The sequence below is a fragment of the Vibrio sp. 05-20-BW147 genome (assembly GCF_013369385.1).
Lineage (GTDB): Bacteria > Pseudomonadota > Gammaproteobacteria > Enterobacterales > Vibrionaceae > Vibrio > Vibrio floridensis.
The window spans coordinates 1-15433 of record NZ_SZTO01000022.1; the positions used below are offsets into that span (position 1 = coordinate 1).

Sequence of the window (15433 nt, forward strand, 5' to 3'; positions counted from 1 at the left end):
TCCAAGTCCTGGGAACTAATACCACAGAAGGCTATATGCGGGTTACTACATCCTGATGGTGTCTACGATGATCCGATGGGCGGGATATTAAGAAAGGAATTGTATCCGAGACTTAGACGGCATTTTCATTTTAGAAATGAGTTAAGTTTGTTTGCTGATGTACATCATACAACAATGTATTCTATTAATATATATGGTAAGAAACTTAAGGAAATTGTGTTTGATAACATGTCAAACTTGCTAATTCCGAAGACTATAGATGAAAGTTATTCCCATGATGGTACAGGGGTTGCTCCTGGTATTAAAGAGCTCCAAGGGGGAAGGGATAGCTCTTCTATGAATTGGAGCACTCAACCTCATAAAGACAGAGTTGCAGTTGTAACAATTAAACAACTAGAGCTTTTTGCATTTTTGTATGATGAGTCAGGCACGCAGCCATTAGAAGCTAGATTGCCTCTTCTACATAATGCTCAACTATATTCTGTATTAATGAAAATCGCAAAATCAAAATTCCAAAAGGTTTACGATAAGAAAGATCAAATTCTAACAACAGTGATGTTTGATGAAACGGCTGCGCAAAAAGCTAACATTATAGAAAGGCATACGTGTTATCCTGAAAGTAATAAACATGCTGTATTGTCAGGTCCACATTTCCATATTTCTTTACCTATGTACAAAACTCCTAGAGAAGTATGTAAGTTGAATAGCGACTATAGTATTATTGACTTGAATTATATACCTGACTCGTATTTTCCAAGAGTTAACTATGTGCCAAAAATGTCGTTGAGTGACTATGAGTCAGTACTTTTAGATATTCCATGGTCTAATGGTCTATTAAAAGATAAAATAACTAGTGATTACAGAATTTTCTTCCGAGCAATGCTGAATTCTAATAATGAACGAACATTAATTGGTTCAATATATCCACCAGGTTATTCTCACATTAATGGGGTTCAATCAACAATTTTCAAATCACCACTTGATTTAATTTCAGTGTCAGCTATCTCTAGTTCAATTGTTGGTGACTTTTTTATTAAAAGTACAGGTAGAAGTAATTTAATGTCGACCTGGTATGCTTTTCCTTTGTTAACACCGATGACAAGATTAACAACATTAGTGCTAGCTCTGAATTGTATTTCGGACGAATACAGTTCTTTATGGATGAAGTTATTCAATCGAGATAGTTGTAAGCAAATGTGGTTAAAATCAGACAGCCGGCTAGATCATAATTTCTTCCTAAACCTAACTCCAGAATGGCATCGTGATTGTGCGCTACGTACCGATTACGCTCGTCGCCAGGCGTTAGTCGAAATTGATGTGTTGGTAGCAATGGCGCTGGGTATGACTTTGGAAGAGCTCAAAACCATCTACCGTGTTCAGTTCCCAGTGATGCGCCAATATGAAGCCGATACTTGGTACGACCAAACTGGCCGTATTGTGTTTACCGCCTCAAAAGGTTTGGTAGGCGTGGGTTTGGACCGTAAGTTTAATAAGAAAAACGGGTTTACCCTCTCGATTGAAGATGGCGTGTTTGCCGATAAAACCAGCGGGCAGGGCAGTGCAGCCGAGCCGTGGACGGAGAGCAATGTAGCGCTCGGTTGGGAAGACATTCGCGAGCTGAAATCAGGCAAGGTTTACAAAACCTACATGGATGACACGCAACCCGGTGGGCCGGTCGAGCGCACTATTGAATACATCGCCCCATTCGACAAGTGTGATCGTGAGCAAGACTACGAGACCGCATGGGCGGTGTTTAGTGAGCGTTTTGCCTAGTTGAAGCTCAGTTAGACATTCGCTGAATAATGTAGGCAAGAGCGCCGAGGCTTGGACCACGGCGCTCGAACCGCCGAATCACTTGCATTTAGCCAATAGAACAACGAAATAAATATTCGCGAGAAAACCGCGCCGCGAGAAAACAGCGCGAGAAAAGAATGCAAAAAAACAATGCAAAAAGGACAGTGAAACCATGTTACCGTCAGTGGTGAGTGACCAAATCGCAAGCAGCGTCAAAAAATACGTAAAATCCGCCTTTACCATGAACAGTCCATGTTTTGAAAGCGAAGACTATTCGATGATCGATAGCTTTTTAAACGATCGCGATAATCTGGTCAAAGGCCCTTATTTATCCATTCAGTTGCCTTTTCGGCAAAGCGCGCTGGCGCTGAATTTTTTTTCGCAAGTACACTTACCTTTTCCACCCTACGCACACCAAGCGGTTGCTTATCAGCGCCTTGGTGGTGACAACCCACTGGCTACCTTGGTCGCAACCGGCACGGGTTCAGGTAAAACGGAATGTTTTCTTTACCCTATTTTGAATCACTGTGCAGCAAGCAACCAGCCGGGGGTGAAAGCGATCGTCATATACCCGATGAATGCGCTGGCAACCGACCAAGCTAAACGTTTTGCAGAAACGGTGTACAATAATGCGGGCTTAAAAGGCAAAGTCACGGTCGGCTTGTTTGTTGGCGGTGGCGATGGTCAAGGCAGCGTTGTCATGAGTAAAGATGGCGTGATCACCAGCAAAGAGCATTTGCGTAATAACCCCCCCGATATTTTGCTCACCAACTACAAAATGCTCGACTATCTGCTGATGCGCCCTGAAGATCAATCGCTGTGGCTACATAACCAACCGGGCACATTAAAGTACTTGGTGGTGGATGAATTGCACACCTTTGATGGCGCGCAAGGTTCGGACTTGGCTTGTTTGATCCGCCGTTTAAAGTTCCACTTAAGCGTGGATAACCAAGGCTTTGCGTGTGTTGGCACCTCAGCGACCGTCGGTGATGATTTAGCCCCATTGCTGGAATACGCCAGCACCATTTTTGATGCACCGTTTGATGAAAGCGCCGTGGTACGAGAAGACCGTTATCGCCACGATGAATATTTACAGGCTCATCAAGCACAAGTGTTTAACTCACCGGGTTATGAGCAGCTCTCGTTGCTTGACGCCTCGCAGTTCGCCGATGAAGTCGCCTATTTAAATCAGCAGTTAGCGCTATGGTTTCCCGAGCATAACTTAGCCTTGCCAGACGATCTCGATTCGGACGAAGGGCGAGCCGTGCGCATCGCATTAGGGGAGGCTCTGCTTACACATCAGTTTTTCCATTCACTACTGGGATTGCTGGATGGCAAAATTCGCGCGCTGGATGTGCTGGTGAATGAACTCGACCGAAGTTTGTCACTCGGATATCAAGCCACGTTGCAGTTGTTGCAGAGCTTTATTGCTTTGGTGTCGATAGCGCGCCGAGGGATAGACGAATCGCCAGAGGCCGAGCAAGAACGAATCGCACTGGGCAAAGCGCGCCCCGTGTTGCCATTTTTGCAAGTGCGTTACCAAATTTGGCTGCGCGAGCTACGCCGTTTGGTGGCGAAAATTCATCCGAAGCCGGTGCTGCGTTTTAGTGATGATTTGGCGTTTCACGAAGGCGAGCAACATATGCCAGTGATCCACTGTCGTGACTGTCATGCAACAGGATGGGGTAGTTATGGCGATGGCTACAGCGATCAGCTCGAGAACGATTTGGAGGTATTCTACCGCTTGTTCTTCGCTCGTCATCAAGGCGTGCGCGTGTTATTCCCCATCAACGAAGGTGAAGATATTCCGGCCAAAGGGCTTATTCGACGCGTTTGCCCAACCTGCCTAACCTTAAATTCGGACAGCGCCCCGATCCACTGTGGTCATGAGCAAGACGCACTGATCCGTGTATTTATCCCAGATTTGGTAAAAACAACCGAAACTAAAGGCCCACACTTTGACAATCAGTGCCCTTATTGTCATAGCAAAAATGGCCTGAGCATTATTGGTGCGCAATCCGCGACACTGTCGAGTGTTGCTATCAATCAGCTTTATGCTAGCCGTTTCAACGACAATAAAAAACTCATCACCTTTTCTGACTCGGTCCAAGACGCTGCCCATCGAGCGGGTTTCTTTGCTGCACGTACTTGGCCGTTAATGGTGCGAGGACATATCGCCACCGTTGCGCAGCAATTTGAAGGGCTTGATCTGGCGAGCTTCGCCACGAAAGTGACACAAGAAGCCCAAGCTAAACTTGTGACTCCTGAATCGTTTGTCGCAACGTTTACGGCACCGAATATGGAATGGTTAAACGATTATCGCGAGCTGGTGGAAGGAAACGATGCCGCCACATTACCCGCCAAAAGCAATTTGCCAGATTTAGTGGCGAAACGACTTAACTGGGAAGTGCATTCAGAATTTGGCTTGCGAGCAGCGATTGGCCGAACCCTTGAGCGCACTGGCGAGGTGAGTGTCGATGTGTGCAGTGATGAATTGGTCGCACTTTGTTCAAAGCTGCATGCTGAACTGGTTGATGAACTGGGGAATGAGTTCAGCGGAGTGAACGATCAACATCTGCTGCATTTCTGTTTGGGCGTACTACACCGCATGCGTTTGAAAGGGGCGATAAATCACTCAGCCTTACAACACTACATTCAAGACGCTGGCGAAACCTACTATCTAACTAAAATTGACCGCCTAACTTCGAAATTTATGCCCAACTGGAGTGACAGAACGCGCACCCCTCAATTTTTGTCGTTTGGTAAGATTAAACACTTCGATAATTTGTTTGGTTCTAAACATCACCACAGTTGGTACCAAACCTGGCTTAACAAATGTTTGGGTAATCAGCACAACGTGATGATTTCCTCGCATACCCAGACGATTTATAGCCGATTAATGCATGCGCTACGCAAAGCGGGCATCGTTGCTCAATTTGATGTCAAAGGCTGTGAAGTCTGGGGCTTGCAACCTGAAAGTCTAAAGCTGACGACTAATCTACAAGCCATCGGTTGTGACCGTTGTACCGAACGTTTGGTGGTGGCTAAAACTGCCTATGCCAGTTGGTATGCTCAACCTTGTCATAATGATTGCTGTCAAGGGCGTTATACGCGCGATCTGCCGCTTGCGGAAAAAGAGTGGCATTTTGCACAGACACACCGTGTCAATGCCAGTGAACACACCGGCTTACTTGAGCGTGATGTGCGTGAACAAGTTGAAAACTCATTTATCAAAGGGCAATCAAGCTGGGCTGTAAACTTGCTCTCCTCGACGCCGACGCTTGAAATGGGTATCGATATTGGTGGTTTGTCATCAGTGCTGCTTTGCTCCGTGCCACCAGCCCAAGCCAACTATTTACAACGTATCGGCCGCGCAGGGCGAAAGGACGGTAATGCCTTTAACATGACCGTCGCAGAAGGTAATCCGCACGATCTGTTTTATTATCAAGAACCATTGGAAATGATGGCGGGCAGTGTCACTGCACCGGGTGTCTATCTTGATGCTTCGGCCATTTTGGAACGTCAGTTAACGGCGTTTTGTATGGACCGTTGGATTAAAACAGGTGTGACCAGTAGTGCGATTCCTAAGCGAGTAAAACAGATGTTGGACGCGACAGAAAGTGGCCAGCGCGATCTATATCCATACAATTTCCTCACTTTTGTTAAAGGTAAACAGCAGGAGTTGTTTGATCTCTTCATCTCTATTTTCCACAGCCTATCGCCAAACTCAGTCGATAAGTTACGTGCCTTTATGTTTGGCAGTAATGTCGCTTACAGCTTAGAAAGCAAAATTGAGCAGTCATTGAGCCATTTGGCGACTGACCGTAAATCGTTGCGCAGTCGCGCCGAAAAACTCAAACGTAGTATTGATAAATTGAAGTTGTCGCCAGTTAAAGACCTCAATTTTGAATCTGAACTCAATGAGTTAGAAAACGAGCGCAATGCGCTGTTGGCGCTGATTCGAGAGATTAACGGGAAAAATACTCTCAACTTTATGACGGATGAGGGCTTACTGCCGAACTATGCATTCCCTGAAGCGGGCGTTACGCTTCGCTCAGTGCTTTGGCGTAAAAAGGACACCATTGAAACGGAAGATGGCTCAAGCCAATACGTGACACGTACTTTTGAGTACGAGCGTCCGGCAGCGGCTGCGCTTTCTGAGCTTGCGCCAACGAGCCATTTTTATGCTGGTGGGCATAAAGTTGAAATCGAACAAATCGACATGAAGGTATCCGAGCCTGAGACATGGCGCGTGTGTAGCCACTGTAACTACAGTGAACGCATTGAGGCCGATCAGCATTCCTTCTGTCCCAAATGTGGCCATTCCGGTTGGGGGGATGCAGAGCAGAAAATTCGCATGCTGAAACTCAGACAGGTTTATGCGCGTTCTAGCTCGCGTGACTCAAAAATTGCTGACGATGCTGACACTCGTACTCCAGCGTTTTTCCAACGACAAATGTTGGTGAACTTCATGCCGCAAGATGTCGCTTACGCTTACCACATTCCTAATAAAGAAATGCCTTTTGGTTTTGAATTCTTAAACCGAGTGACGCTGCGAGATATTAACTTTGGTAGTGCATCTGATGAAGGGGAAGAGTTCTACGTTGCAGGAGAGAAGAAAAAGAAAACAGGCTTTAAGGTGTGCAGTGACTGTGGCTTTGTACAAAAAAACTATGGCCAACCAACGCACGAAATCGCCTGTAAATACCGAAATTCTCCTGAAGAGGCGCGTTATGAGGATGTTTTGTATCTTTATCGCGAGCTTGAGTCTGAGGCCATTCGAATTTTGTTGCCAGTGAGTAACTATGGGTTAGGAGACGTCACAGAGTCTTCTTTGGCTGCTGCGTTGCAATTGGGGATGAAAAAATACTTTAAGGGCAGTGTCGATCATCTAAAAGGCACGATTTATAAAGAACCGGCAGATGCAGGTGAAAGCTATCGTTATTACTTAGTCATTTATGATTCAGTTCCTGGAGGTACAGGGGCTCTTAAAGAATTAATGCAGGAGCCTGACAACCTAATCGCCCTGCTATCGATGGCGCTGGAGGTCATTGAACATTGTGCCTGCGCCTCGAAAGGTAAGGATGGTTGTTACCACTGTGTTTATGCCTACCGTGATCGCAACAAAATGCGCTCAATTTCCCGTGAACATGCGCGTAAGTTGCTCAGAGCTATCATCGATAATAAAGACAAGCTGATCAGTATTAAGAGCGTTTCAGATATTGAAATTGATGGCGTAGTGGAGTCTGAACTTGAACGGCTATTTATTGAAACCTTGAAAGGGCTTGCCAAAGAGTTTGTGGTAACCAAAGAGTTTTTCCATAACCGGTCGTCTTGGTTTATCGCGTCAAAAATTAACTCTGATGTCTCTTGGCATTTGGTTCCGCAAGTCGAACTCGGTGCAAACGACGGCGTTTATATAGAAACTCGTCCTGATTTTGTTTTGTATCCCGCATCTCAGATGGCTGGTGTGAAACCTTTAGCCATTTATCTTGATGGTTTTGCGTTCCACAAAAAAATAGTGTTTGACGATGTAGCTAAGCGTAATGCAGTGCGTGATAGCGGGCGCTATAACACGTGGACACTAGGCTGGCATGATATTGTTCAAAGTGATAAGAGTAAATTGAAAGAGTTTTTTGGTTTGCATCGCCAAGAAATTCAACCTAAAGAAGCGCTGTATCCTAAGTTCATCGAGCGTAATTACCAAACATTGCGCAGCGTCTATGAAGGTGAAAATAACTTTAGTTTGCTGAAAAAATGGTTACATCAACCTATCGAAACATCCGTATTTTTCCGTCAAGCTTCGACGGCGAACTGCTTCTATTGGCTAGCGTTCAATAAGTCACGAGACTTATCGGTGAAAGCGAAATTTGAATACGAAATGCGTGAAAATAGCGCCGTGAGTCGCTTTAGCGAACTCTGTATGGATACGCCATATCTGTTCGGTGGTTTACTTGATTCAGTTGGCACGTCGCAAAGGTTAGTGGAAATTGCAACTGTTTTCCCTGTTGAGTCATATGCTTATGTGCTGAAAGGTGCAGTGAAAGGTCAAACACCTTTCGAGTATGTTGAATCAAATATACGTTTGCACATTTGCTTTGATGATCGTGACATTCACGATGAGCACTTTGAAGCGTACCTCGCGGGCTTTTGGAAGCTGGTGAATATCGGCCAGTTTATGCGTGATTTTTCTTGCACTTCCCGTGTACTGCTCCAAGACGACGTGAATGACGGTACACTGATGCCGAATCAAACCGCCTCTGTTACCGTAAATTCGCCATCTTCGGTGGGCGGAGCGGATGAAGAATGGCAGCTTATTATTGAGCATCAACTGCTAGAGCCGGAGGTTATTGAAGCGATGATGGCAAAATCCCTCAGTGCTCCTGAGGTTGGCTATGAGTTAACAAGCGAAGAAGGCGAAATTTTGGCTGAGGCAGAATTGGCTTGGCCGAGTAGTCAAGTTGCCTTGTTGTTGCCTGAGCAGCAAGAGGCGGTAGATCTATTTGAATCAAAGGGGTGGTTCGTCATTGTTGGCGCATTAAATGAAACCGTCTTTGAGCAGCTAAATTTAAAATTAAAACATAATGATAGGTAACCACAATGTCAGGTATGGATACTCCAAAAATTGCAATTGCATCCGATTTTTTGCTCTCTTTTGCTGCGATTCCCAAAGCACAACAAAAGAAGGTGCAAGAGTTTTTGAGCAAGTTTCGTGAAAACCCCACAAGCTCTGCGATTAATTATGAAAAAATCCGTGATGCGAAAAGTAAGAATGTGCATTCGGTAAGAATCGATCAAGCTTATCGAGGCATTGTTCTTAAACCAGAAAAAGGCAACGTTTACATGTTGATGTTTGTTGCTTTGCATGATGATGCTTATGATTGGGCTCGTACCCATCGCTGTGAAATTCACCCGTCAACAGGCGCCATTCAGATTATTGATGTTTCTAATGTGGAAGCTGAGATTGTTGAGCCGACACAAGGGATTTCTTCGCAAAACTCCCCACTTTTTGCACAGTTTAAAGAAAAGCAAATTCTCGCGCTTGGTGTACCAGAAAGTTTTATCCAACGTGTGATGTCAATTGCGACTGAGAAACAACTTGAACAGTTGGAAGAGAGTTTGCCAACTGAAGCCTTTGAGGCATTGTTTATGTTGGCCGCTGGAGACGACTATGAATCTGTTTATAACACCTATAACGACCAAATTAATGGCGATGTTGAGATTGATGTAGAAGACTTTGATGCGGCGTTGCAACGAGCCGTTACTCTGCGCTCTTTCAAAGTGGTTACCGATGACCTAGAACTCCAAAAGATGCTTAATGCACCGTTGGAACAATGGCGAGTATTCTTGCACCCAAGCCAACGAAAGTTGGTTGCACTAGAGGCTAAAGGTCCAACCCGAGTGCTCGGCGGTGCAGGGACAGGGAAAACTGTAGTGGCGATGCATCGCGCTGTCCATTTGGCGAAGAAGCTTATTTTAGAACAGAGTAATCGTAAGATCTTATTAACGACTTTTACCAAAAATTTAGCCTCTGATATTAAAGCAAACATCAAGAAAATAGCGACAGATGAACAATTGGCACGAATTGACGTCGTCAACATTGATGGCTGGGTTTCTCGTCTGTTGAAGCAGTTTAAATATGACTACAAAGTAGTGTATGAGGGTGATGCTAAACGAAAAAAATGTTGGGATATCGCTGTTAGCCAAGCGCCTGCCGAGCCGTATTTCCCTGATTCTTTTTATCAAGAAGAATGGCGCCTGATTGTTCAAGCAAATGGGATTAAAACCAAGCAAGAGTATTTAAAGGTAAGCCGTGTTGGGCGAGGTACCTCATTGAGCCGTTTGCAGCGCTCTCTCGTTTGGCCTGTTTTCGAAGAATATCGAAACCAACTTAACCGAAATCAAATTCGAGAAATTAATGATGCGATGTTAGACGCGATGGCGCTCATTAATGAGCAACAACTCGTTCTTCCATATAGTTCGATCATCGTCGATGAAGCTCAGGATATGGGGAGTCAAGCTTTCACGCTACTGAGAAGTATCGTGCCAGAAAAAGAGAATGACCTATTTATTGTTGGTGATGGCCACCAGCGCATTTATCGCAATAAGGTGGTACTTGGCCGTTGCGGCATCAATGTTCGTGGACGTCGTTCTCAAAAGTTAAAGATTAACTATCGTACTACTGAGGAAACCCGTCGATTTGCCACAGCTATTTTAGAAAATGTGCCAGTCGATGATCTTGATGGTGACTTTGATAAATCGAGTGACTATTTATCTCTTTTCCATGGTGATTTGCCAATTGTGCAAGCGTGTACCAGTTTCGATGAGGAGTGTGGCTTCATACGCAAGCAGATAGAATCGCTTATTGAATGTGGTGTGCCGTTGAAGAATATTTGTATTGTATCGCGAACGAACGCACTTCGTGACAACTACAAAAGCGCTTTTGAACAAGCTGGATTCGATTCTTACTCGCTATCTTCAGAGAGTTCTGACAACGATAAACCAGGGCTTCGTTTTGCTACGATGCACCGAGTTAAAGGACTCGAGTTTCAATATATTTTCATTGCAGGAGCAAACGAAGGTGTCATCCCATTGCAAATGGCTATTACCGAAGATCCTGTTGAAAAACGCGATTACGATTTCAACGAAAGAGCGCTATTACACGTTGCTGCAACAAGAGCAATAAAGGGTCTCGTCGTTACATCGTCAGGACAACTAAGCCCTTACTTGATTTAGTTACTGAGAACAATTTGGGCCAGCCACTTGGTGGCTGGCTTTTAAAATTTACTTTGAAAGGGCCAGAGAAACCAGAGTCTCGATCTTTACTGGAATGACGTAACTTTATGTCGCTCTATTTCTATAGGGCGATATGGTTTTTGGTTAGGGAATAACTATGAATAATGAACGCAAAAGGGCATTAAACAATGCTATTAGCCTTTGCCCAATTTGGCCTCATCAGGCATCAGAGCAAATTGGCAAAATGCTACAAGAGATAAATCAGGCTAACGCGATTATTAATAAAATTGCGAGTACAGCCCAGAACAGCGCAATTAAAGGCGGTTTCGCTGCAGAGACTTGGCATGCTGAATCATTTAATTTGGACGCTATTCTAAAAGATAAGGAGGTTCGAGCCTTCACTGATAACTTTGCCAACTCTCCCCTTGCCAAAAACCATTCAACCCACGATATCGTTGTGATGAAAGGGGACGAGCAAGTACTTGGTGCACAACTTAAATACTTCAAAGATGGCGAATCGACTCAAAAGGCGTTCAGAGCGACAAAAGATAACATCGCCAAATATAAAGACAGCGATGCGTTTATTGGCCCTTCAGACCAAATTGACCCGATCAAAGCTGCTGCAGAACGAGATATGCACAGAAATAGTCAAACACGTCCGGAGGTGGCTGAAGCGGCTAAAGCAGTGCGCGATAAGGCAACTGGAAATCTTGATGTCGATGGCGTCCAGTCAACCCCACTTAGCAAACGTGATGCAGAGCTTTTAGGTCAAGGAAATAAGGAAGGCAAGGAACTGCATGAAAGCCTGCAACAGGATTATCTCAATAAATCGACTGTTCAACAGAGCTTGCGCGCTGCGAAATCGGCTGCGGTAATTACCACTGTCATTGCTGGTAGCATTAACACGTTTCAATCGATTAAACGTGTGCGGGATGGGGAAATTACGGCTGAGCAAGCCACTTTCGAGATTCTGCAGAATACAGCCATCGCTGCTGGTGATAGCGCATTGAAAGCCGGTGCTGCCACAGCTACGGTCAGCATAACAGCAAGAAACTTACCGACCTTGTTTGCTGGTTCCGCATTCAAGCGAACTTTTGCTAACAATGGTGTCGCAGCAGTGGCTGTCTGTGCAGTGGATGTGGTTCAGAACGTCGTCCTATTTGCGGCCGGAAAAATTACCCGAGAAGAGCTAGAGACTCGATCTGGTAAAAACTTATTGCAATCTGGTGCGGGCGTTGCTGGTAGCTCCGTTGGTGCAGCTGTTGGATCCCTCGGTGGACCGGCTGGCGCATTGGTTGGTGCGATCATTGGAGGCCTAATTATGACAATGGCGATGAGCATAGCCATCGACAACCATATTGAAAAAAACTTTCGCCTGACACTTGAGGCGACAGAGAGTGTTGCAAGTAACGCAATGATCATGCATGAGGCGTTGGAGTATCTGCAGGTGTCACAAGCTTTCTATGCCGAGTTCCACAAGGGGTTGTATCTGTCTGAGCGCCACTTTGCTAGCCAAGTTAAAATGCTGGCGGACCAAAGTACACAACTAAAGAACCTAATCGATAATCTTTAAGGCATATTTTCAATGAGTGAAATGATTGAAGCTGTACCACAAGAAATTTTTCAACAACCATTGAATAACGTAGAGCAGGAAATGGTTGAGGCGCTTGTTGCGCAACATAAAAATAACGTAGTAGTGACCCAACAACTCGCAATGGATGCCTCACGGCTTTTCACATGTAGCGAAGAGCGCTTGAAACAACAGGTCGAAAGTGGGTTTTTCAAGCGTTTTTCCGGAGCGTTGAGTGGTCAAAATCGTGAGAACCAGTTGCAGAATCAGGTTGATGCGCTACAAATGCAGAAATTCGCTTGGCATTACCTTAAGCAGCTGCAGCAACAAAATCTTATTAACGCCCAAGGTATTGCCGTCATCCGCAACAACTTGGGAACGATGAATGAGTACATCAGTGAGACCCGCGAGTTTCTATTCCAAGCGGTTGATAAAATCAATCGTCGCCTTATCCGTGTAGAGAATAATGCCAGTTTCAATCAATGGTCATTGAACATTGAAGCAAACAAGCGTCGGTTTAGGTCTATGCCTAAGGTGTTGTTGGTCCTGAACCTAACCTATGATTTTATGCGAAGTCATCCTGGTGTCATGCTTACATCACAGGACATCAACCACCTTATCGTTACCCTAGAAAAGCTGGAAGTCGACTGCGATCAAGAAGTCAAGTTACTCGATTTTATTCTCGATTTGATAGATCAAATTGAAGCAAGCAGTATTGATAGCTATCGCTCTCTCATTAAACTGTCATACAACGAACACCTAGCAGATTCCTACTTTATTCAGAAAAACATTTCGGGATTGGCGTTCAATTCGCTCTATTATCTTTCTGATGAGTATGACCGAGTTATTGACCTCCTTTCAGACATTGAGGTTTGCGACACAGACGAGAAACGAGAGCGTATTGTCTCCCGATTTTTTGGTAGAGAGTTTTCTGGTTTAGAAACGCAATATCGCATGCGGGATCTGATTGAGGAAATCATCGGGGGCAGTTTACTGACTTTGGAAATCTACAAGGCAGAAAACGGCGTGGATGCCTTGGCTAATAGTTCTATCGAAGACACTGAGCCTGTGGCACTGATATCTCAATTACCCGATATCAACGATCATACTTTCTTTGACAACACTGAAGATAAAGAAGCTCATTACAACTATTTGCGGCTTTTCTCACTATGTATCGATGGCTTCGGATCGTTGAATAAAGAAGGTCAGGCGTTTATTGAGTTGTTGGCAAATAAAGCTGGGTGCCCGCAGGTGATGACAGAAGTTGCGGCACTGGCGAGCAGTCCATATAAAGTGCAAGACAACTTAGCCATCCTGCAAGAACTGCTGAAAAATGACGAATGTGCTTATACCTGGTTGCTTGATGCATTTTATTTATTGACTTTGTGCAATACGCCAATTGAGTCACCTAATATGTTACGCATCTTGAACTCACTGAACCCCGCTCACTTCAGGGAGCACTTTCCCTATATGTTGGCGGTGATTTCTGAACAAGATGAAGAGAAGGTACTTGCGGCTGCTGAAAAACTTCAGCATAAAACCAATGGTTGGAGAAATGTTATTGGTTATCGCAAGTTTAACTTCGAAAAAGTGTTCTCCGACTTAAGATCTAAGCTGCTTCGAGCAAGTTCTGAGGCAATAGATATCTCTATAGACCTGACCACCACGACAATGAAATCCGGAGAATACGCGCATTTTATGGATATGCTAGATGACTCTTTGATGGGCAGGATAGGAAGTAAAGTTGGGAGTGCAGCATATACGCTTGGTCGTAGCTCCTGTTTATCTTTGCTCAATGATGTGCGTAAGAAGGTCAGCAAATTTGTCTCTGAACATTCGAGTGTTTTGCAACAAGGGAATCGTGAGCTGGTGCGATGGGAACTCCCTGCGATTTCGTTCGAAAATGAATTAGGCCATGGTGATTTCGAATTGGATAACTCTTTTTCCAATGAAGAATGGCACGAGCAGTTTTGTCATTTTGAGCGTCAATTAGACAATACCCTCACATCTTTTTCATACGCTTGTACTGAGGTATCTGAACAATTAGGGCTTTTCATAAAAGGCCAGTTTGGGAAGTCAGTCATTGAGTTGAAAGAAAAACAACGTGCTGACCAGCTTGAACGGCAGCGTCAGGAAAAACTTGCTAAACAGTCAGTTACTATCGAAAAGCAAGGTATGAAACACTTATTCCACATTGAGTGGAATGAAATAGAGCATCCGCCTTGTGATCCAGAAACGATCACTGACATAAAAACAGACGGCACAGCATGGCTAATCGTTGCTAATGGCAAACAGTTGTACCGCAGCCTAGATCGTGAAAACTGGTATAAGATTAACCTGAGTGAAAGAACACCGTACATTCGCCAACTTGTTTGTGTTAGCGGTATGTGGATAGCCTTTGTCGGGCATAACGAGGGCTTTTATTATTCTCAAGATGCACAAAACTGGAAACAAAGCCATTTCCCAGAAGGTCTTGGTTACGATTTTACCAGTACAGAAAATGTCTTTTACTTTAATGGCTTATGGCTCTGGCGCTTTATAGAGCGACGTGAGTATAAATACGTTGAGAAAGGTCTTATTTTTGATTCAAATAAGACGGGCTATTATGACAAGGTCGCTGTTTTTTGTGCCGCTAACCTCGACGATAAATGGAAACGCTGGCAAGAGGAACCAAGCCTTTCCGAAGGCATGGTGGTTGACAGTTTGTTGCCATTGCCTGGTGGAAACACTGTGCTTGCGTTCTGCAAGTACGATTCCTCCTACACTAGGTCGAAAAAGAAGAACAATGCTACTTCATTCGTCCGATACTATATTGATGGGAAGGGTTGGCGTAACTGCACATGGGAAAGCGAAGATGACCGATACAATACGCCAATCATCGTGTCTATGAGTCAAAAATTGATGTGCTTTTACTCAAATAAAGTCATGTTATCTGACAAGAATGGCTACGAATGGAAACTTCAAAATAACAATTTTTGCATTGATGCTTGTGCCCATCTGAATGATGTTAGCCTATTTTTGAGGCATCGAGGCCACGACACTTTGTATGTTAGCCAGACAGCAGAAAGCTTTGAAGAACTTGCTCTTGGAGAGGGGCATTGGCAACACATGGCAGCAAACGAGCAAGGTTTGTTGGCTGTCTATTCGCCAAATTCGCATGAGACTTTTTTGAAAAGTGGCCGTTACATTTGTACATCTATAGGGCAATAGCCGTTAAGGGGGAGTGCTCTCCCCCTTGATTTGTTACTCAAATAATGTAATTCCGATCTGCTCCTGGAGCAGATAAAGGTTTGAGTATTATGCATGGGTTCAAGAAAATAGCCTATTATTCGA

Annotated in this window: 4 protein-coding genes and 1 pseudogene; all 5 read left to right on the plus strand. The window is 44.5% G+C overall.

Going from position 1 to position 15433, the window contains the following annotated elements; genetic code table 11:
• Positions 1-1773 (plus strand): annotated as a pseudogene (locus FC652_RS17350) (hypothetical protein); the annotation flags it as partial.
• Positions 1774-1966: 193 nt separating this feature from the next.
• Positions 1967-8389, plus strand: a complete 6423-nt coding sequence (locus FC652_RS17355; RefSeq protein WP_176299562.1) for a DEAD/DEAH box helicase — start codon at positions 1967-1969, stop codon at positions 8387-8389.
• Positions 8390-8394: 5 nt separating this feature from the next.
• On the plus strand, positions 8395-10530 hold the full coding sequence (locus FC652_RS17360) for a UvrD-helicase domain-containing protein (RefSeq protein ID WP_176299563.1): 2136 nt from the start codon (positions 8395-8397) through the stop codon (positions 10528-10530).
• 157 nt (positions 10531-10687) lie between these two features.
• A complete protein-coding gene (locus FC652_RS17365; protein ID WP_176299564.1) occupies positions 10688-12103 on the plus strand; it encodes a hypothetical protein in 1416 nt (471 codons plus the stop codon).
• Positions 12104-12115: 12 nt separating this feature from the next.
• Entirely contained in the window at positions 12116-15310 is a 3195-nt protein-coding gene (locus FC652_RS17370; protein WP_176299565.1) for a hypothetical protein, read from the plus strand.
• The last annotated feature ends 123 nt before the right edge of the window (positions 15311-15433 follow it).

Excerpts from the sequence above, each read along its gene's own strand:
- FC652_RS17365 (WP_176299564.1), top strand. The coding sequence starts at position 10,688 with ATGAATAATGAACGCAAAAGGGCATTAAACAATGCTATTAGCCTTTGC.
- FC652_RS17370 (WP_176299565.1), top strand. The coding sequence starts at position 12,116 with ATGAGTGAAATGATTGAAGCTGTACCACAAGAAATTTTTCAACAACCA.
- FC652_RS17355 (WP_176299562.1), top strand. The coding sequence starts at position 1,967 with ATGTTACCGTCAGTGGTGAGTGACCAAATCGCAAGCAGCGTCAAAAAA.
- FC652_RS17360 (WP_176299563.1), top strand. The coding sequence starts at position 8,395 with ATGTCAGGTATGGATACTCCAAAAATTGCAATTGCATCCGATTTTTTG.